This window comes from Kitasatospora sp. NPDC093679 (assembly GCF_040683455.1).
In the GTDB taxonomy this organism is placed as follows: domain Bacteria; phylum Actinomycetota; class Actinomycetes; order Streptomycetales; family Streptomycetaceae; genus Kitasatospora; species Kitasatospora arboriphila.
Genome location: NZ_JBFBDW010000025.1, coordinates 73,844 through 91,556 on the forward strand (window position 1 = coordinate 73,844; position 17,713 = coordinate 91,556).

Sequence of the window (17,713 nt, forward strand, 5' to 3'; positions counted from 1 at the left end):
CTTTACGGGCGCGCGACTCCCGCCGCCGCAGCGGTTCCGGGGACCGCCGGCCCGTGCCCGGGCGGGCCGCCCCGGCGGACGGGCCGTCAGGGCGGCGGGCCGGGCGGACCGGCGGGACGTCAGGAGGTCCGGTACACCAGGGCGGTGGCGATCGCGGCCAGGCCCTCGGCGCGGCCGGTCAGGCCGAGGCCGTCGGTGGTGGTGCCGGAGACGGCGACCGGGGCGCCGACCGCGGCCGAGAGCGCGGCCTGCGCCTCGGCGCGGCGCTTGCCGATCTTCGGGCGGACGCCGATCACCTGGATCGCCACGTTGCCGATCTCGAAGCCGGCGGCACGGACGATCCGGGCGGCCTCCGCGAGCAGGGCGGTGCCGGCTGCGCCGGACCACTCCGGGCGGTCGGTGCCGAAGTGCGCGCCGAGGTCGCCGAGGCCGGCGGCGGAGAACAGCGCGTCGCAGGCGGCGTGCGCGGCTACGTCGGCGTCGGAGTGCCCGGCCAGGCCGTCACCGGCGTCCGGCCAGTCGAGTCCGGCGACCCGCAGCGGGCGGCCCGCCTCGAAGGCGTGCACGTCGGTGCCGATGCCGACCAGCGGCATGACGGGAGCGGCCGGGGCGGCGGAGCCGGTGGGGTCAGAAACCATCGGAGGCCCTCCTGCGGGCGAGCACGGCCTCGGCGAGCACGAGGTCCAGCGGACGGGTGACCTTGAACGCCTCCTCGTGGCCGGGCACCACGACGACCCGGCCGCCGAAGCGCTCGACCAGTCCGGCGTCGTCGGTGACCGCCGGGAGGCCGCCGGCCGACTCCTCAGCGACCGCCTTCTCGTGCACCTCGTGCAGCACCGAGCGGCGGAAGCCCTGCGGGGTCTGCACGGCGCGCAGCGCGGAGCGGTCCGGGGTCTCCAGCACCGGCTCGGGCACGCCGGGCTCCTGCGGCTCGACCCGCTTGACGGTGTCGGCGAGCGGCACGGCGGGGACGACGGCGTCGGCCCCGGCGCGGACGGCGGCGGCGACGGCGTCCACCACCTCGACGGGGACGAGCGGCCGGGCCGCGTCGTGCACCAGCACCGCCTCGGCCTCCTCGGGGATGGCCGCGAGTCCGAGCCGGACGGACTCCTGCCGGGTGGCGCCGCCGGCGACCACGCGGACGTCCTTGCCGTCGAGGCCGTGGCTGCCGAGCAGGGCGACCACCTCGGCGACCCCGTCCGGCGGGGCGGCGACCACGACCAGGCCGATCGCCCGGCTGCGGGCCAGCGCCCGGACGGCGTGGACCAGCAGGGGCACCCCGCCGAGTTCGCGGAGGGCCTTCGGGGCGCCGGGCCCCAACCGCTCCCCGCGCCCGGCGGCGGGCACCACCGCCGCTGCAACTGCTGCTGACCCGTTCAGGTTTCGCTCCTTCGGCGAAGTGGGTATGGCCATGGCGTGCGCCGCACGGCGTACGCGACGGACCCCTTCCGACTGCACGTTAGCCAAACCGCTCCGACGAGTCCGACACCCCCGCGCGCAGGGCCGGCGTGCGACCGGGGTGCGTCGGCCCGCGCGGAGCGTCCGCACGACGGGCGCGCGCCCGCCGAACGCGTCGTCACGTGGCCGGTACCCGCGGCCCGGATGTCCGGCTGCACCGCGGGCGGGCACGCCGAAGCGCCCGAGGTGCCGGAGACCGACCCGGACAGCGGTGTGACCGGGATCGCGCACCGGCATCGGGCGCTGGGCGTTGCGAAGCCGCTTAGGAGGCGAGGACCTCGTCGAGCAGCGTCTCCGCCTTGTCCTCGTTGGTGTTCTCGGCCAGCGCGAGTTCGCTGACCAGGATCTGGCGAGCCTTGGCGAGCATCCGCTTCTCACCGGCCGAAAGGCCGCGCTCGCGCTCGCGGCGCCACAGGTCGCGGACGACCTCGGCGACCTTGATGACATCGCCCGAGGCGAGCTTCTCGAGATTCGCCTTGTAGCGACGCGACCAGTTGGTGGGCTCCTCGGTGTACGGCGCGCGCAGCACCTCGAAGACCCGGTCGAGACCTTCCTGACCGACCACGTCGCGCACGCCGACGAACTCCGCGTTCTCGGCGGGCACACGCAGTGTCAGGTCTCCCTGCTGCACCTTGAGCACCAGGTAGGTCTTGTCCACACCTTTGATCTGGCGAGTTTCGATGGCCTCGATCAGCGCGGCCCCGTGATGGGGGTAGACCACCGTGTCGCCAACCTTGAACGTCATGTGACAGGACCCCTTCCGTGGCTTTCCAGAATAACACGCTTCTCGGCGCACCCGAAGGGCGTTTTCGCAGGTCAGGGCAGGTCTCAGGGCTTGACAACCACCCCCATGACGTGCTGCGACCGGTGTTCGAGGAGGGCTTCCCGCAGGTCGGAGGCGGTTCGACAGCTCGGCGAAACCTCTGGCAACACCGCCGAAACCATGATTGGATCTTGAGTTTTCGTCCGATCCGCCGCCGTGTCCGAACCGTTATCCGGCGGCCCTCCCGATAGGACCCGTGCGACCTGCGCCGGTTCGTGGACGTCCGGGATCGCCGCGGCGGCGTGCTGCGGGTGCGTACGGACGGAGGACCGCGACACGGGGCCACCCCGTGGGAGGCGGGCGTAAGCGGTCGGTAGTCTGATCGCTGACCACCCCACGTGATCCACATCCGTGATCCACACCCAAGGAGAAGTCGCCGCCGTGAGCCGGAGCCTTCGACGCGGCGCGGTCGCCGCCATCGTCCTCGCCGCTGTTCTGCCGCTGTCCGCCTGCGCGGCCGGCAACCAGGCGGAGACCCTGCAGATCAAGCCGGACAACGCGGCGACCTCGGTCGGCCAGAACCTGCGCCTCAACAACGTGCTGCTGGTGACCGCCAAGGGTGCCTCCTCGGACGAGGCCGGCCCGGTCAACCTGACGGTCAACATCGCCAACACCGGCTCGGCCCCCGAGGTCCTGCAGTCCGTGTCGGTCGAGGGCGCCGGCAACGCCACCTTCACCGACGCCAAGGGCGCCGAGGTGTCCGAGATCACCATCCCGGCCGGCGGCTCCGTGCTGATCGGCGGCGAGGGCCAGCCCGCCGTCCACCTGTCCTCGGCGAAGCTCCCGCTCGGCGGCTACGCCGACACCGACTTCACCTTCAAGACCGCGGGCAAGGTCGGCCTGCCGGTCGGCGTCGTGCCGGCCGAGGGCCTGTACGCCTCGTTCGGCCCGAAGGCGCCCGAGGCGAGCGCCAAGCCGTCGGCCTCCGCGAGCGCCTCGGCCACCGCCACCGGCTCGCCCTCCGCCACCGCATCGGGCTCGCCCTCCGCCACCGGCTCGGCCACGGCGACCGGCTCGGCCACCGCGACGGCGAGCGCCTCGGCGCACTGAGCCCCGGCGCACCAGCCACCACGGCCGAGGGCCCCGCACGGAGCGGGGCCCTCGGCCGTCGGCGTCACGGGGCCGGTCGGCCGGCCCGGGCCGGCCTACGGCTCGAACTTGTAGCCCAGGCCGCGGACGGTGACCAGGTAGCGCGGCGCGCCCGGGTCCGGCTCGATCTTGGCGCGCAGCCGCTTGACGTGGACGTCCAGGGTCTTGGTGTCGCCGACGTAGTCCGCGCCCCAGACCCGGTCGATCAGCTGCATGCGGGTGAGCACCCGGCCGGCGTTGCGGAGCAGCATCTCCAGCAGGTCGAACTCCTTGAGCGGCAGGTCGACCTTGGCGCCGTCCACCGTCACCACGTGCCGGTCGACGTCCATCCGGACGGGGCCGGCCTCCAGCGCGCCCGGGCCGCTGCCGTCGCCGTTGCCGTTGCCGTCCTCGCCGCGGCGACGGAGCACCGCGCGGATGCGGGCGACCAGCTCACGGGTGGAGTAGGGCTTGGTGACGTAGTCGTCCGCACCTATCTCCAGACCGACGACCTTGTCGATCTCGCTGTCCTTGGCGGTGACCATGATCACCGGCACGTTGGAGCGGACGCGCAGCTGGCGGCAGACCTCGGTGCCCGGCAGGCCCGGCAGCATCAGGTCGAGCAGGACCAGGTCGGCGCCGTTGCGCTCGAACTGCTCCAGGGCGTCGGGGCCGGTGGCTGCCACGGCCACCTCGAATCCCTCCTTGCGGAGCATGTACGAGAGGGCGTCGCTGAACGACTCCTCGTCCTCGACCACCAGTACTCGGGTCACGATCGGGCCTCCGGGGCAGGAAGGGGGGTTGGTGCTGTGGTGTCGGTCTCGTCCGCCTCGGTCGGCGGGACGGTCGCGCGGCCGCCGGCGGGCACCTGCCCGGCCGGGAGCCGCAGGGTGAAAGTGGATCCCTGGCCCTCGACGCTCCACACCGCCACGGTGCCGCGGTGGGAGGCCGCGACGTGCTTGACGATGGAGAGGCCGAGGCCGGTTCCGCCGGTGGCCCTCGATCGGGCCGGGTCCACCCGGTAGAAGCGTTCGAAGATCCGCTCGCGGTCCTTCTCAGAGATGCCGATGCCCTGGTCGGTCACCGAGATCTCGATCAGCTCGCCGTCGGCCTCACCGAGGGCGGCGGCGCTGGAGATGCGGCGGGTGGCGATGGCCACCCGGGTCCGCGGCGGGCTGTAGTTGACGGCGTTCTCGACGAGGTTGCCGAGCGCGGCCGCGAGCTGGCCGCGGTTGCCGTGCAGGTAGAGGCCGCCGGTGCCGCCCGCGGCGATCAGGATCTGCTTGGCGGCGGCGGGCTGGCGGCAGCGGTCGATCGCCTCGGCGATCAGCTCGTCGACCGGGACGGGCTCGGGGTCGACCAGCAGCTGGTCGTCCTGGACCCGGGACAGGTCGATGATCTCCTGGACGAGGCTGGCCAGCCGGGTCGCCTCGATCTGCATCCGGCCGGCGAAGCGCTGGACGGCCTCCGGGTCGTCGGAGGCGTCCGCGACGGCCTCGGAGAGCAGCGAGAGCGCACCGACCGGGGTCTTGAGCTCGTGCGAGACGTTGGCCACGAAGTCGCGGCGGATCGCCTCGATCCGGCGCCGCTCGGTCAGGTCCTCGACCAGGACGAGGACCAGCCGGGAGCCCAGCGGGGCGACCCGGACGGAGACGGCCAGCGGATCGGCCGCGCGGGCTCCGCCGGGGCGGGGCACCTCCAGTTCGACCTGGCGGATCTCGCCGTCGCGGCGGGTCGCCCGGGCCAGCGAGAGCATCTGCTCCACGGCCACCGCACCGCCGCGGACCAGGCCCATCGCGTAGGCGGCGGAGCTGGCCTTGACCACCTCGTCGCCCTCGCCGAGCACGATCGCGCAGGAGCGCAGCACGGAGAGCACGGTGTCCACGCCGGCCGGCAGCGGGGGTTCGTACGCCAGGAGCCCGCTGCCTCCGGTCCTGCCGGCGGCGCCGCCCCGGGGGGTGGTGCCGCGGGCCTGCTCGCGCTCGCTCCAGCGGAAGGCGATGGCGGCCGTGAGACCGACGCCGAGCCCGGCTATGGCGCAGGCAGCGGCGGTGGCCACATTCACGTCCATGCCACTCAGCCTAAGCGCACGTCGGGCACGCTCCCCAAGGGTGCGATCAAGGGCTCGGCCGCACGTTGCCGAGAATTCACCTTCAGTCCTTCGCCGGTTCACTGCGGGGGTCGTGCGCGGTCGCCCGGGCGGCTCAGTGTGGTCAAGCAAGCCCGTGCGGGCGGTGACGCGGCTACCATTCGCGCCACCAGCAGCGGCCGTCCCTTCCGGACGGACCGGTCGGCACCGCCACCGACAGAGCTACTGACGGACCGGCCGACCCTTCTTGCGGGGGGGACGGGCGGCCAGGAGGAGAGAGCATGCGCGACCAGTACCACGAGGAACTCGACTCGATCAGCGACGGCCTGGTCGAGCTCGCCCGGCTGGTCGGCTCGGCCATGGGCCGGGCCACCACCGCGCTGCTCGACGCGGACCTGGCCCTGGCGGAGAGCGTGATCGCCGCCGACGAGAAGGTCAACGACCTCCACCACGACCTGGAGAACCGGGCCATCGACCTGCTGGCCCGGCAGCAGCCCGTCGCGACCGACCTGCGCATCGTGGTCACCAGCCTGCGCATGAGCGCCGACCTGGAGCGCTGCGGCGACCTGGCCCGACACGTGGCCAAGGTGGCCCGGCTGCGCTACCCCGCGTCGGCCGTGCCGAACGACCTGCACCCGATCGTGCTGGAGATGGGGCAGCTCGCCCAGCGCCTGGTCGCCAAGGCCGGCCTGGTGATCTCCACCAAGGACGCCAACGCCGCCCTGGAGCTGGAGCGGGACGACGACGCGATCGACGCCCTGCACCGCGAGCTGTTCTCGCACCTGCTGGACGACCGCTGGCAGCACGGCATCGAGACCGCGGTCGACGTGACCCTGGTGGGCCGCTACTACGAGCGGTTCGCGGACCACGCGGTGTCGGTGGCCAAGCGCGTGGTCTTCCTGGTGACCGGCGAGCACGCGGACGAGTTCGCGGCGGAGGCGGCGGCCCTGCAGGCCGAGTGATCCGCGGACGCGGACGGGGCACGGCGGGCCCGGAAGCAGGGGCGCGTCGGCCGGGGGCGCACGCGTGCGCGGGCGCCCTACCTCCGCGCGCCCGTTGACGCCCCGTCCGGGACCGGTTTTCACTCGTTCTGGGCATGCCGGCGGGTGCTGCGGCGTGCTGTGGTGTGCCGTCGACTGCCGTCGACAGCCGTCGATGAGGAGGACCCGACCGCGATGAAGGCTGACCAGAACCCGACCACGGCCGCGGCGGGACCCGCCGCGCCGCCCTCCGTGAAGCTGCTGCCGGTCGTCGCCGCGGGCTGTGGCTGCGGTCCGGGGTGCGGCTGCGGCTGCCAGTCCGGTGCCCCCTGCCAGTGCGGCGGCGCGGACGGCGGCTGCTGCGGCGGCCACTGACGCCGGACGTCCCGGCCGGACGGCGGCTGCTGCGCCGTCCGGCCGGGGCGTCGCCGTGTCGGCTCGGGGCGTCGCCCTGCCGGCTCGGATCGGGCCGGACGCCTAGAAGGTGACGTCCATGCACTGGTAGAAGGCGTTGCCGGTGTCCGCGACGTCCCAGATCGCCAGGACCACCTGGTGGCCGGTGCGGCCGGAGGGCAGGGTCGCGGTGTGGCTCAGCGTGGCGGGCGGCTGCGCGCCGTTGTAGGGGACGGTGAGGAAGGGCGTGCTGTCCAGGTTGGCCCGGGTCACCTTGCTGCCCGCGTTGTAGCCCGGCTTGGTGAGGTAGTAGCGGAACTGCGTGGTGGCGTGCCGGGCGGTGAACTTCCAGGTGAAGGTCAGCCGCTGCCCGGCGCTCACCCGGGTGGCCGGCCAGGCCCCGCCGCGCGGGTCGTCGAGTTGGGCGAAGCGGCTGTTGCCGCCCGCGCAGAGGGTGCCGTCGGCCGGGCCCTGGGCCGGGAATCCCTTCGGCCCTTCGACGCTCTGCGGCTCCCACTGGATGTCGCCGCAGTTCTTCACGGTGCCGGCGGCGCACAGGGCGGCCCGGCTCGGCGGGGTGGTGATCCAGGCGTGCGAGTACGCGGGGATCGCGGTGGCCAGGGGGACGGCCGCGGCGGCCGCCGCGGCCGCCAGGACGTGACGCTTGCGCATGGTGCTCCCTCCGTGGGGGTGGATGGAGTGTGCGTGTGCGTGCAGGGAAGCCCCGGCGGGCAGCGCGCAGCATGGGTTTGGCGTGCCCGCGCCAGGCGTGGACCACCACGCTAGGAGCGGCCGCCCGCCCCGTCAATGGTCTGAACCAGTCTGCGGCACGGGCGGACTGACGGAGCGTCGGTGGATTCCCGCCGGCGGTGGGTTCACCCCTCGCGGCCGGGCGGCCCCTTCGCGGCCCGCCCGTGCAGCTGCGCGGCCCGGGCGGTGAGGTAGCGCCGCTCCGGCGTGCTGGTCGTCCGGGCCGCCGCCGTGCGGTACGAGTCCAGCGCGCCCGCCGTGTCGCCCGCCGTCTCCAACAGGTGGGCCCGCACGGCGTGCACCCGGTGGTGGCCGGCGAGCGGCCCGCCCTCCGCGTCGAGTCCGTCGATCAGCTCCAGGGCGGCGGCCGGACCGTTGACCATGGCGAGGGCGACCGCCCGGTTGAGCGTGACCAGCGGGCTGCCGGCCACCTGCTCCAGCAGTCCGTACAGACCGAGGATCTGCGGCCAGTCGGTGTCCTCGGCGCGGGCGGCCGCGTCGTGGACGGCCGCGACGGCGGCCAGCAGCCGGTACTCGCCCGGCCGCCCCCGGTGGGCGAAGGAGCCCCTGAGCAGCGCGGTGCCTTCGGCGATCAGGTCGCGGTCCCAGCGGGTGCGGTCCTGCCGGTCCAGCGGGACGAGCTCGCCCTGCGGGCCGGTGCGGGCCGGCCGGCGGGCCTCGGTGAGCAGCATCAGGGCCAGCAGCCCGGTCGTCTCGCCGTCGGCCGGCAGGCTCCGGTGCAGCTCCCGGGCCAGCCGGACGGCCTCGCCGGACAGGTCGGCCCGGTGCAGGACGGGCCCGCCGGAGGCGGTGTAGCCCTCGTTGAACATCAGGTACAGCACGTGGAGCACCCGTCGGAGCCGCTCCGGCCGGTCCGGCGCGTCCGGCTCCGGCACGTCGAACACCGTCGAGGACCCCTTGAGTCGCTGCTTGGCCCGGCTGATGCGCTGCGCCATCGTCGCTTCGGGGACGAGGTGGGCGGCCGCGATCTGGGCGGTCGTCAGGCCGCCGACCGCCCGCAGCGTCAGGGCGATCGCCGAGGCGGGCGTGAGCGCCGGGTGGCAGCACATGAACAGCAGGGCCAGGGAGTCGTCGGCCGCCGGTGCCTGCGCCGCGGCCGGCTCCCGCGCCACGCGCTCCTCGCGCCGCCGCCGGGCCGCCTCGCTGCGCATCAGGTCGGTGCGGCGGCGCTCGGCGGTCCGCAGCAGCCAGCCGCGCGGATTGTCCGGGACGCCGTCCGCGGGCCAGTGCCGGGCGGCGGCGATCAGGGCCTCCTGGACGGCGTCCTCGCAGGCGCAGAAGTCGCCCCACCGCCGGGTCAGCACGCCGAGGACCTGCGGCGCCAGCGAGCGCAGCAGGTCCTCGGCGACGGGCCGGTCGGTCACAGGTCGAACGCCGCGTCGGTCATCACCTGGCGCACCTCGACCGGTTGCTGCGTGGGCACCCCGCCGGGGCCGGGCACCGCCGAGATCCTGGCGGCGATCTCCAGGGCACGGGCCTCGGACTCCACCTCGACGAGGTTGAACCCGGCCAGCACCTCCTTGGACTCCGGGAAGGGGCCGTCGGTCACCACCGGGGCCGAGACCCCGTCCGAGCGCACGATCCTGGCCAGCCGCGGGTCGGCGAGCGGCGTGAACTGCACCATCTCCCCGCTCGCGACCAGTTCCTCGGTCAGCGCCGCGTAGTAGTCGAAGTGCGCCGCGACGTCGCCCGGGGCCCACCGGTCCATGGGCTCCTCGAACGCTCCGCCGTCGTGGTTGACCATCAGCAGGTACTTCGGCACGTGGACTCCTCGCTCTTCGGCGCGCCGCGGTGGCGCACCCGCTCCGTGGACGGAGCCGTCACCCGGTTCTCTACACCGACCCGGCCGAGGATGCGGATCGGCCCCCCGCCCGGCGCGGGAAGCGCCGGACGGGGGGCCGATGGCGTCGGGCCGTTACTTCTTGCCCTGGTTCTTCACAGCCTCGATGGCGGCGGCCGCGGCCTCCGGGTCGAGGTAGCGGCCACCGGGGGTGACCGGCTTGAAGTCGGCGTCGAGCTCGTAGACGAGCGGGATGCCGGTGGGGATGTTCAGGCCGGCGATGTCGGCGTCGGAGATGCCGTCCAGGTGCTTGACCAGGGCGCGCAGGCTGTTGCCGTGGGCGGTCACCAGGACGGTGTTGCCGGCGGCGAGGTCCGGGACGATCGCGTCGTACCAGTAGGGGAGCATGCGCTCGACGACGTCCTTGAGGCACTCGGTGCGCGGACGCATCTCGCTCGGGATCTCGGCGTAGCGGGCGTCTCCGGCCTGCGAGTACTCGGCGTCGTCGGCGAGCACGGGCGGCGGGGTGTCGTAGGAGCGGCGCCACAGCTGGAACTGGTCCTCGCCGAACTCGGCGAGGGTCTGGGCCTTGTCCTTGCCCTGCAGGGCGCCGTAGTGACGCTCGTTGAGGCGCCAGCTGCGGTGGACCGGGATCCAGTGGCGGTCGGCCTTGTCGAGCGCGATCTGGGAGGTGCGGATGGCGCGGCGCAGGAGGGAGGTGTGCACCACGTCGGGGAGGATCCCCTCGGAGAGGAGGAGCTCGCCGCCGCGGGCGGCCTCCTTCTCGCCCTTCTCGTTGAGGTCGACGTCGACCCATCCGGTGAAGAGGTTCTTCTGGTTCCACTGGCTCTCGCCGTGGCGGAGCAGGATGAGTCGGTAGGTCGTGTCAGCCATGGGCGCCAGTTTAGAGGAGCCGGTTATCCGCTGGTCGGACCGTCTCATCCCGGGTAATGTGCGGCTACCACTTGTGCCACTTACCGAGCGTCCGGGCGGTCCACCCCGCTTCCCGGGCGCGCCGGTCGGTCATGCCCCGGGAGCCGCCGATGTCCGCCGCCGTCCGCCTGCGCAGCACCGTCTCCCAGGCGGTGGGCGGGCTGCCCCGCCAGTTCTGGTGGCTCTGGACGTCGACCCTGGTGAACCGCCTCGGCGGCTTCGTGGTGACCTTCCTGGCCCTCTACCTCACCGGCGACCGCGGCTTCTCCCCCGCCTACGCGGGCCTGGTGGCCTCGCTCTTCGGCCTGGGCTCGGCGATCGCCGCCGTCGGCGGCGGGGTGCTGGCCGACCGCTGGGGCCGGCGGCCGACCCTGCTGGCCGCGCAGCTCGGCACAGCGGTGTCGACCGCCGCCCTGGGCTTCTGCCAGGACCGGGTGACGATCGCCGTGACGGCCTTCCTGGTCGGCCTGGCGAGCAACGCCTCCCGGCCGGCGATCTCGGCGATCATCGCCGACCTCGTCCCCGCCGAGCACCGCGTGCGGGCGTACTCGCTGAACTACTGGGCGATCAACATCGGCTTCGGCGTCTCCGCGGCGGTGGCCGGTCTGATCGCCGCGCACGGCTACCTCGCGCTGTTCCTGATCGACGCGGCCTCCACGCTCGCCTGCGCGGTGGTGGTCTTCGTCCGCGTCCCCGAGTCCCGGCCGGAGTCCCGTCCCGAGCAGCGACCGGCGGGCGCGGCCGCGGCCGGCGCCGTTGCGGCGGAGCCCCCGGCGGGCCTGGGCACGGTCTTCCGGGACGGCCGGTTCATGGCGCTGGTGGCGGTGAACCTGCTGCTGGCCGTGGTCGCCCAGCAGGGCAGCACCACGCTGGCCGTCGACATGGGCCTGGCCGGCATCTCGGCGGCCCGGTACGGCCTGGTCATCGGCCTCAACGGCGTGCTGATCGTGCTGCTGCAGCTGCCGCTCACCCGGGCGATGGAGGGCCGCAGCCGGACGGGCCTGCTGGTCGCCAGCTCCCTGCTGACCGGCTGGGGCTTCGGCCTGACCGCGCTGGCCGGCGGCTCGGCCGGGTTCTACGCCGCCACCGTGGCGGTCTGGACGATCGGCGAGATCATGGCCGCGCCGACCATGATGGGCCTGGTCGCCGAGCTGTCCCCGGCCCGGGCCCGCGGCCGCTACCAGGGCGTCTACTCGCTCTCCTGGTCGCTGGCCTCGTTCGTCGGCCCGGCGGCCGGCGGCTACCTGCTGGAGCACGCCGGCGGCCGGGCGGTCTGGGGTGCCTGCGCCGTCTTCGGCACGGTCGCGGCGGGGGCCTTCCTGCTGCTCGGCCGGCGGCCCGCACCGGCCGCGGCTCCGGCCGGGGCCCCGGTCGCGGCCGACCGGGCGGCCGACACCGTCGCCGCCGAGCCGGCCGCGAGCACCGCGGGCGCCTGACCGCCCGTCCCGCTCAGTCGGCCGCGACCGGCCCGGGGGCGTCCGCCGCGGGCCCGTCGGCGCCCGGGCCGGCCAGGTGGGCGAAGGCCGAGAGGTTCCGGGTGGACTCGCCGCGCTTGGTGCGCCACTCCCACTCGCGGCGGATCGCGGTGGCGAAGCCCAGCTCCAGCAGGGTGTTGAAGGGCTCGTCGGCGTTGTCCAGGACGGTGCCGAGCAGCCGGTCGACGGCGTCCGGGGTGAGCGCCTCCAGCGGCAGCCGCCCGGCGAGGTAGACGTCGCCGAGCCGGTCGACGGCGTACGCGACGCCGTACAGCCTGGTGTTGCGCTCCAGCAGCCAGCGGTAGACGGCCTCGTGGTTCTCGTCCGGCCGGCGGATCACGAACGCGTTGACCGACAGGGTGTGGTCGCCCACCCGCAGCGCGCAGGTGGTGGACAGCTTGCGGGTGCCGGGCAGCGTCGCGACCAGCGTGTACGGGTCGGTCACGGCCGGCTCCCACCCCACCCCGGCCTCGTCGAGCGCGGTGCGCAGCAGGGTCAGCGCCTCGTCCTTGGTACGGAATGCCATGACGCCGACGCTACTCGGCGGTACGGCCCGGCACCCAGCAGGGGCGCGGGGAAACCCGGCGGGCACGGGGCGACGGGCGCCCCGTGCGGTGCCTCAGGCGAGCCGGAGCCCGCCGGCCGGGCGGGCCATCGCCTGGGCGTAGACCTCCGCGGTGGCGGCGGCCGCGGTGTCCCAGCCGAACCCCGCCGCGTGCCGGGCCGCCGCCGCGCCGCGCTCGCGCACCAGCTCGGGGGCGGTGGCGTACGGCTCCAGCGCCGCCGCCCACCGGGCGGGGTCGTGGCCGTGCACCAGGCTGCCGGTGACGCCGTCCCGGACGGCGACGGGCAGGCCGCCGACCGCGGCCGCCACCACCGGGGTGCCGCAGGCCTGCGCCTCCAGGGCGACCAGGCCGAAGGACTCGCTGTAGGAGGGCATCACCAGCGCGGTCGCGGCGCGGTACCACTCGGCGAGCCGTGCCTGGCCCACCGGCGGGTGGAAGCGGACGACGTCCGAGATGCCCAGCTGGGCGGCCAGCTTGTGCAGGCTCTCCGGCTTCGCGAGGCCGGTGCCGGACGGCCCGCCGACCACCGGGACGACCAGCCGCTCGCGCAGCTCGGGCCGCCGGGCCAGCAGCACGGCGACCGCGCGGAGCAGCACGTCGGGCGCCTTGAGCGGCTGTATCCGGCCGGCGAACAGCAGCACCGCGGCGTCCTGCGGCAGCCCGAGGGCGGCCCGGGCGGCCGACCGGCTGCCGGGACGGAAGACGTCCAGGTTGACGCCGGGGTGGACGACCGCGAGCTGGTCGCCGCGGGCGTCGTAGTGGTGCGAGAGCTCGGCCGCCTCCTCGGCGGTGTTGGCGATCAGCCGGTCCGCGGCCTCCACGACCTGCGTCTCGCCGATCACCCGGGCGACCGGCTCGGGGGTGTCGCCCTCGGCCAGCGAGGCGTTCTTGACCTTCGCCATGGTGTGCATGGTGTGCACCAGCGGGACGCCCCAGCGCTCCGCGGCCAGCCAGCCGACCTGCCCGGACAGCCAGTAGTGCGAGTGCACCAGGTCGTAGTGGCCGGGGCGGTGGCCGGCCTCGGTGCGCAGCACCCCGTGGGTGAAGGCGCAGAGCTGGGCCGGCAGGTCCTCCTTGACCAAGCCCTCGTACGGCCCGGCGGTGACGTGGCGGACGAGCACGCCGGGGGCGAGCTGCACGGTCGGGGCGTCGTCGGAGGCGATCGCCCGGGTGAACACCTCGACCTCGATGTCCAGCTCGGCGAGGCGCTTGGCGAGCTCCACGATGTAGACGTTCATGCCGCCGGCGTCGCCGGTGCCCGGCTGGTGCAGCGGCGAGGTGTGGACGCTCAGCATGGCGATCCGCCGCGGACGCCGCGGCCGCCCGCCGATCAGCGCCTGGAGGCGGCCGCGACGGGCCGACGGGGCGGTGCCGGCGGTCTGCGCCGGGCCCGTGCCCGGCTGCGCGAGCCGCTCGCGGCGGGCCGCGCGTACGGGGTGCTGCGTCACCTGGCTGAAGCCTCCTCGTGCTCCCCGGTCGATGGTGCATCCGGTCGTGCGGGCAGGGGCGCGGGCCCCGGCGGGCGGTGGGCCCGGCCGCGGCGGTCCGCGTCCGACGCGCAGCCGCCCGGAACCGGTCGTTCCGGGCGGACGGACGTCCAGTGTGCCAACCAGGGGAGCTGCGGCGGGTATTCCCGGATGACCGGTGAGACCGCCTGCGGGCCCGCCACGGCCGGAACCCGTGGCCCGGCGCACGCGGCCCGGATCCGACGCCGGGGCTCCGGGCCGGGGGCCGGACGGCCGCCACCACCGCCCGGGCCGCCGCGTACGCTGCGGGCATGGCCGCCTTCGACCCCTCCCCCGCCCGCGGGCCGCGTTCGACCCGGCCGGTCGGGACGGTGACCCGGGGCACCACCAACACCAACCGGCTGCGCCGGATGGACCGCTGGATCGTCCACACCATGGCCCGGACGCTGCGCGCGGCCCCGCAGCCGCCGATCGCGGTGGACCTCGGCTACGGGGCGGCCCCGTGGACGGCCGTCGAACTCGCCTCCCGACTGCGGGCCGGCCGGCCGGACGTCCGGGTGGTGGGCATCGAGATCGAGCCGGCCCGGGTGGCGGCCGCCCTGCCGTACGCGGACCCGCCGCTGCTGACCTTCCGGCGGGGCGGCTTCGAGGTGCCGCTGGACGGCGCCTCGGCGCACCTCGTCCGGGCCGCCAACGTGCTGCGGCAGTACGAGGAGGAGTCGGTGGCCGCGGTCTGGGAGCGGCTCTGCGACCGGCTGGCCCCGGACGGCCTGCTGGTCGAGGGCACCTGCGACGAGATCGGCCGCCGCCACGTGTGGGTGGCGCTCGGACCGGAGGGGCCCCGCACCGTCACCTTCGCGGCCCGGCTCGCCGATCTGCACACCCCCTCCGACCTGGCCGAACGGCTGCCGAAGGCGCTGATCCACCACAACGTGCCGGGGCGGCCGGTGCACGCCTTCCTCACCGAGTTCGACCGGGCCTGGGCCGCGGCGGCGCCGTACGCCGCCTTCGGCGCCCGGCAGCGCTGGACGGCCGCCTGCGCCGCGCTGGCGCAGGGCTGGCCGCTGGTGGACACCCGCAGGTGGCGGCACGGGGAGGTCACCGTGGCCTGGTCCGCCCTGGCGCCGTAGCGGGCCGGCCCGGCACGGGTCCGCCTGCCGGCGCGGACGGGCCTGCGGAACGGCTCGGCTGTGCGGAGCGGCGGATTCACTCGAACGAGTTATCGAATTCCTCTGGCGTGTTGACGCCTCGTCACGCCACCATGGAATCGATCGCACGAACTGCCGACCGCCACGTGAGGTTCCGTCAGCTCCGCTGCGTCACACCGCACACATCGCACACCACGGGCCCCGACCGCACACACCACGGGCCCCCGACCACGCACGGCGCCGGCACCGCCGCGGACGGGCCGGCCCTCAGACTTCCGAATCCAGCGCGCGCCACACCCGCTCGAACACCCCGTAGACCTCGGCCCCGAACAGCACGAAGCGCACCTCGGCGACCTCGCCCGCCCGGCCTCCGGCCACCTCGTCCGCGACCGTCGTGAGGGCGATCCGCGCCGCGTCGTCCAGCGGCCACCCGTAGATCCCGGCGGAGATCGCCGGGAAGGCCACCGAACGCGCCCCCAGCTCCACCGCCACCCTGAGTGACTCCCGATAGCAGGAGGCCAGCAGCCCAGCCCGCTCAGCCCGATCCTCCGCCAGGAACACCGGCCCCACGGTGTGCACCACCCACCGGGCCGGCAGCCGCCCGGCCGTCGTCGAGACGGCCCGGCCGGTCGGCAACCCCTTGCCGTAGTGCGAGGCTCGCAACCGACGGCAGTCCGCCAGGATGTCCGGACCGCCCCTGCGGTGGATCGCGCCGTCCACCCCGCCGCCGCCCAGCAGCGACGAGTTCGCGGCGTTCACCACCACGTCCACCTGCTGATCCGTGATGTCACCCTGCACAAGCGTGATCTGCGTCACCGCCACCGACCTCCTGTCAGTCCCCTCCGCAATCCCCCTCAGTCCCCCCTCGCAGGGCCCTCACGGTAATCGCGAACGCCGCCGAGAGCGTGGCAATAACCACAGCAGCGGCCGCCAGTCAGAGAAATCCCCGGAGATCACGTTATGGTCGCGAGAAGCTCCCCGACCCGCGGTGCCAGGCGGGCACTGCGCACGGACGTCAGCCGTTGGGCAGTCGGGGAAAGGAAGGATCGACCAATGCCCGCAACGGGAGACGGGCGGGCATCCGCTGCCGCTGCCAGGCTCGGCGCCGCCGATGCCGCCGACACCGCGCGCCGCGCGGGCACCGGAACGAGCACGCCCACCACCGACGCGGCCGGGCGCCCCGCCGCCGGCCGACCGGTCGCCCAGCGGGCCAAGGCGGCCGCGGAGACCGGCGCCCCCAGGTCGGCCCGCCCCGACGGGGCCCGCGAGCCGGCGCCGATACCGCATCCGCGGACGACCCCGTCCGAGCGGGGCGAGCCCTCCGACGAGGCGCCGTACCGGCTGCTGGTCGTCGCGGACGCCGGCTCCGGGGACGTCAGCCTGATCGAGTCGCTGGTCGCCGAGAGCGGCGCCCGGGTCGAGCTGCACCGCGCCGGGGGCATCGAGGAGGCCGCCGCGCTGCTGGCCCCCGTCCCGATGGTCGCCCGGCGCACCCGTCAGCGCCCGGTGGACTTCAACTGCGTCCTGCTCGACCTCGCCGCCCCGGCCCACGGCACCCAGGGCGGGCCCGCCGCCGACGAGCACTTCCCGTCCGACGGGCTGGATGGGCTGCGCGAGCTGCGCCGCCGCGCCCCGCACGTCGCCCTGGTCGTCCTCACCGACGCGGCCGGCGCCGAACTCGGTGCCGCGGCCGTGGCCGCCGGCGCCCAGGACTTCCTGGTCAAGCGCGAGACGGACGGCCCGCTGCTGGCCCGCGCCCTGCGGTACGCGGTCGAGCGCAAACGGGCCGACGAGTCGCAGCGCCGGCTCGTCGAGGCCGAACTCCGTGGCCAGGAGAACGCCCGCCTGCAGCGGCACCTGCTGCCGACCCCGCTGCTCGACGGCGCGGGTCTGGCCTTCACCCGCCGCTACCGGCCCGGCCGCCGCCGGGCGCTGCTCGGCGGCGACTTCTACGACGCCGTCCGCACCGACGACGGCACGGTGCACGTGGTCATCGGCGACGTCTGCGGGCACGGGCCGGACGAGGCCGCGCTCGGCGTGGCCCTGCGGATAGCGTGGCGGACTTTGGTCTTCGCCGGGCTCACCGGGCAGGAGCTGCTCACCACCCTCCAGCACGTGCTGGAGCACGAGCGGCGCAGCGACGAGATCTTCGCGACGCTGTGCATGCTGGTCCTCGTCCCGGGCGCGGAGACCGTCGGTGCCGACCCGGCCGACGGCACGGCCGTGGGCGTCACGGCCGCGGACGGCGCTGCCGGCACCCTGCCGGTCGAGACGGTGCGGCTGTTCCTGGCGGGCCACCCGGCGCCGCTGCTGCTCGGCCCCGACGGGCCGCCGCGGCTGCTGCCGGCGGACCAGGCCGGTCCGGCGCTGGGCCTGCTGCCCTGCGACGACGGGCTGGCCGCCTGGCCCGCCGTGGAGCTGGAGCTGCGGCCCGGGTGGAGTCTGCTGCTCTACACCGACGGCCTGGTCGAGGGCCGGGTCGGGGCCGGGTCGCGCCGGCTCGGCCAGGACGGTCTGATCGAGCTGATCGCCGACCACCACGCGACCGGGCTCACCCGGGGTCGGCTGGTCGACAGCGCGCTCGCCGAGGTCGAGGAGCTGAACGGCGGTGCCCTGACGGACGACGTCGCGGTGCTGCTGCTGGAGCGCAATCCGATGCCCGCCCTGATGGGCTGAACCACCGGACGCCGAGAGGGCGGCACCCTTGCGGGGGTGCCGCCCTCTCGGCGTGTCGTCGGACGGGGCGTCGTCGGGCGGACGCTC

Annotated in this window: 18 protein-coding genes; 6 read left to right on the top strand and 12 right to left on the bottom strand. The window is 75.0% G+C overall.

The window, feature by feature from the left end:
- Positions 1–119: 119 nt before the first annotated feature.
- The 3 genes from ispF to AB0O09_RS21380 all read right to left on the bottom strand — a co-directional run bounded on the left by ispF (position 120) and on the right by AB0O09_RS21380 (position 2,203).
- Positions 120–638 (bottom strand): 2-C-methyl-D-erythritol 2,4-cyclodiphosphate synthase, encoded by a 519-nt coding sequence (gene ispF / locus AB0O09_RS21370; protein WP_363543470.1) that lies wholly within the window; start codon positions 636–638, stop codon positions 120–122.
- Positions 628–1,413 carry a 2-C-methyl-D-erythritol 4-phosphate cytidylyltransferase gene (gene ispD / locus AB0O09_RS21375; RefSeq protein ID WP_363543471.1) on the bottom strand — a complete coding sequence of 262 codons (786 nt, stop codon included), beginning with the start codon at positions 1,411–1,413 and terminating at the stop codon, positions 628–630. Before ispD ends, ispF begins: the two co-directional genes overlap by 11 nt.
- Before the next feature lie 307 nt (positions 1,414–1,720).
- Complete coding sequence (locus AB0O09_RS21380) at positions 1,721–2,203, bottom strand: CarD family transcriptional regulator (RefSeq protein WP_014136563.1); 483 nt, start codon at positions 2,201–2,203, stop codon at positions 1,721–1,723.
- Between the two features lie 459 nt (positions 2,204–2,662).
- Here AB0O09_RS21380 and AB0O09_RS21385 point away from each other — a divergent pair, with 459 nt between their 5' ends.
- Positions 2,663–3,331 (top strand): DUF461 domain-containing protein, encoded by a 669-nt coding sequence (locus AB0O09_RS21385; RefSeq protein ID WP_363543472.1) that lies wholly within the window; start codon positions 2,663–2,665, stop codon positions 3,329–3,331.
- A gap of 95 nt (positions 3,332–3,426) precedes the next feature.
- Here the strand turns inward: AB0O09_RS21385 and AB0O09_RS21390 are convergent, their stop codons facing one another.
- Both AB0O09_RS21390 and AB0O09_RS21395 read right to left on the bottom strand, forming a co-directional pair.
- A complete protein-coding gene (locus tag AB0O09_RS21390) occupies positions 3,427–4,122 on the bottom strand; it encodes a response regulator transcription factor (RefSeq protein WP_030267755.1) in 696 nt (231 codons plus the stop codon).
- Positions 4,119–5,420, bottom strand: a complete 1,302-nt coding sequence (locus AB0O09_RS21395; protein WP_363543474.1) for an ATP-binding protein — start codon at positions 5,418–5,420, stop codon at positions 4,119–4,121. The genes AB0O09_RS21390 and AB0O09_RS21395 overlap by 4 nt, the downstream gene beginning before the upstream one ends.
- A 299-nt stretch (positions 5,421–5,719) precedes the next feature.
- Here AB0O09_RS21395 and phoU point away from each other — a divergent pair, with 299 nt between their 5' ends.
- Positions 5,720–6,400 carry a phosphate signaling complex protein PhoU gene (gene phoU, locus AB0O09_RS21400; protein ID WP_363543476.1) on the top strand — a complete coding sequence of 227 codons (681 nt, stop codon included), beginning with the start codon at positions 5,720–5,722 and terminating at the stop codon, positions 6,398–6,400.
- Between the two features lie 213 nt (positions 6,401–6,613).
- Entirely contained in the window at positions 6,614–6,793 is a 180-nt protein-coding gene (locus AB0O09_RS21405; RefSeq protein ID WP_344625244.1) for a hypothetical protein, read from the top strand.
- 102 nt (positions 6,794–6,895) lie between these two features.
- On the opposite strand, the gene AB0O09_RS21410 is transcribed toward AB0O09_RS21405, so the two are convergent.
- The 4 genes from AB0O09_RS21410 to AB0O09_RS21425 all read right to left on the bottom strand — a co-directional run bounded on the left by AB0O09_RS21410 (position 6,896) and on the right by AB0O09_RS21425 (position 10,256).
- Positions 6,896–7,483, bottom strand: a complete 588-nt coding sequence (locus AB0O09_RS21410; protein WP_363543477.1) for a lytic polysaccharide monooxygenase — start codon at positions 7,481–7,483, stop codon at positions 6,896–6,898.
- Between the two features lie 203 nt (positions 7,484–7,686).
- Positions 7,687–8,946 carry a DUF6596 domain-containing protein gene (locus AB0O09_RS21415; protein ID WP_363543479.1) on the bottom strand — a complete coding sequence of 420 codons (1,260 nt, stop codon included), beginning with the start codon at positions 8,944–8,946 and terminating at the stop codon, positions 7,687–7,689.
- Positions 8,943–9,344 carry a YciI family protein gene (locus tag AB0O09_RS21420; RefSeq protein ID WP_359978964.1) on the bottom strand — a complete coding sequence of 134 codons (402 nt, stop codon included), beginning with the start codon at positions 9,342–9,344 and terminating at the stop codon, positions 8,943–8,945. The genes AB0O09_RS21415 and AB0O09_RS21420 overlap by 4 nt, the downstream gene beginning before the upstream one ends.
- 153 nt (positions 9,345–9,497) lie before the next feature.
- Positions 9,498–10,256 carry a phosphoglyceromutase gene (locus AB0O09_RS21425; RefSeq protein WP_344625240.1) on the bottom strand — a complete coding sequence of 253 codons (759 nt, stop codon included), beginning with the start codon at positions 10,254–10,256 and terminating at the stop codon, positions 9,498–9,500.
- Positions 10,257–10,405: 149 nt separating this feature from the next.
- Here AB0O09_RS21425 and AB0O09_RS21430 point away from each other — a divergent pair, with 149 nt between their 5' ends.
- Entirely contained in the window at positions 10,406–11,731 is a 1,326-nt protein-coding gene (locus AB0O09_RS21430) for an MFS transporter (RefSeq protein ID WP_363543480.1), read from the top strand.
- 13 nt (positions 11,732–11,744) lie between these two features.
- Here the strand turns inward: AB0O09_RS21430 and AB0O09_RS21435 are convergent, their stop codons facing one another.
- Together AB0O09_RS21435 and mshA are read right to left on the bottom strand one after the other, a co-directional pair.
- Positions 11,745–12,296 carry a YbjN domain-containing protein gene (locus tag AB0O09_RS21435; protein ID WP_363543481.1) on the bottom strand — a complete coding sequence of 184 codons (552 nt, stop codon included), beginning with the start codon at positions 12,294–12,296 and terminating at the stop codon, positions 11,745–11,747.
- Between the two features lie 93 nt (positions 12,297–12,389).
- Positions 12,390–13,670, bottom strand: coding sequence for a D-inositol-3-phosphate glycosyltransferase (gene mshA / locus AB0O09_RS21440; RefSeq protein ID WP_363543524.1), 1,281 nt, complete (start codon positions 13,668–13,670; stop codon positions 12,390–12,392).
- Positions 13,671–14,113: 443 nt separating this feature from the next.
- On the opposite strand from mshA, the gene AB0O09_RS21445 reads away from it, so the two are divergent.
- Positions 14,114–14,932, top strand: coding sequence for a class I SAM-dependent methyltransferase (locus AB0O09_RS21445; RefSeq protein WP_363543483.1), 819 nt, complete (start codon positions 14,114–14,116; stop codon positions 14,930–14,932).
- Between the two features lie 285 nt (positions 14,933–15,217).
- On the opposite strand, the gene AB0O09_RS21450 is transcribed toward AB0O09_RS21445, so the two are convergent.
- Positions 15,218–15,766, bottom strand: coding sequence for an O-acetyl-ADP-ribose deacetylase (locus AB0O09_RS21450; protein ID WP_363543485.1), 549 nt, complete (start codon positions 15,764–15,766; stop codon positions 15,218–15,220).
- 237 nt (positions 15,767–16,003) lie between these two features.
- On the opposite strand from AB0O09_RS21450, the gene AB0O09_RS21455 reads away from it, so the two are divergent.
- Positions 16,004–17,626: a SpoIIE family protein phosphatase gene (locus tag AB0O09_RS21455; RefSeq protein WP_363543487.1), complete on the top strand. Its 1,623-nt coding sequence runs from the start codon at positions 16,004–16,006 to the stop codon at positions 17,624–17,626.
- The last annotated feature ends 87 nt before the right edge of the window (positions 17,627–17,713 follow it).

Bases quoted from the DNA above. Each gene is read 5' to 3' on its own strand.
- ispF (WP_363543470.1), bottom strand. From the start codon at position 638: ATGGTTTCTGACCCCACCGGCTCCGCCGCCCCGGCCGCTCCCGTCATG.
- ispD (WP_363543471.1), bottom strand. From the start codon at position 1,413: ATGGCCATACCCACTTCGCCGAAGGAGCGAAACCTGAACGGGTCAGCA.
- AB0O09_RS21380 (WP_014136563.1), bottom strand. From the start codon at position 2,203: ATGACGTTCAAGGTTGGCGACACGGTGGTCTACCCCCATCACGGGGCC.
- AB0O09_RS21395 (WP_363543474.1), bottom strand. From the start codon at position 5,420: ATGGACGTGAATGTGGCCACCGCCGCTGCCTGCGCCATAGCCGGGCTC.
- phoU (WP_363543476.1), top strand. From the start codon at position 5,720: ATGCGCGACCAGTACCACGAGGAACTCGACTCGATCAGCGACGGCCTG.
- AB0O09_RS21405 (WP_344625244.1), top strand. From the start codon at position 6,614: ATGAAGGCTGACCAGAACCCGACCACGGCCGCGGCGGGACCCGCCGCG.
- AB0O09_RS21410 (WP_363543477.1), bottom strand. From the start codon at position 7,483: ATGCGCAAGCGTCACGTCCTGGCGGCCGCGGCGGCCGCCGCGGCCGTC.
- AB0O09_RS21425 (WP_344625240.1), bottom strand. From the start codon at position 10,256: ATGGCTGACACGACCTACCGACTCATCCTGCTCCGCCACGGCGAGAGC.
- AB0O09_RS21430 (WP_363543480.1), top strand. From the start codon at position 10,406: ATGTCCGCCGCCGTCCGCCTGCGCAGCACCGTCTCCCAGGCGGTGGGC.
- AB0O09_RS21435 (WP_363543481.1), bottom strand. From the start codon at position 12,296: ATGGCATTCCGTACCAAGGACGAGGCGCTGACCCTGCTGCGCACCGCG.
- AB0O09_RS21445 (WP_363543483.1), top strand. From the start codon at position 14,114: ATGGCCGCCTTCGACCCCTCCCCCGCCCGCGGGCCGCGTTCGACCCGG.
- AB0O09_RS21455 (WP_363543487.1), top strand. From the start codon at position 16,004: ATGCCCGCAACGGGAGACGGGCGGGCATCCGCTGCCGCTGCCAGGCTC.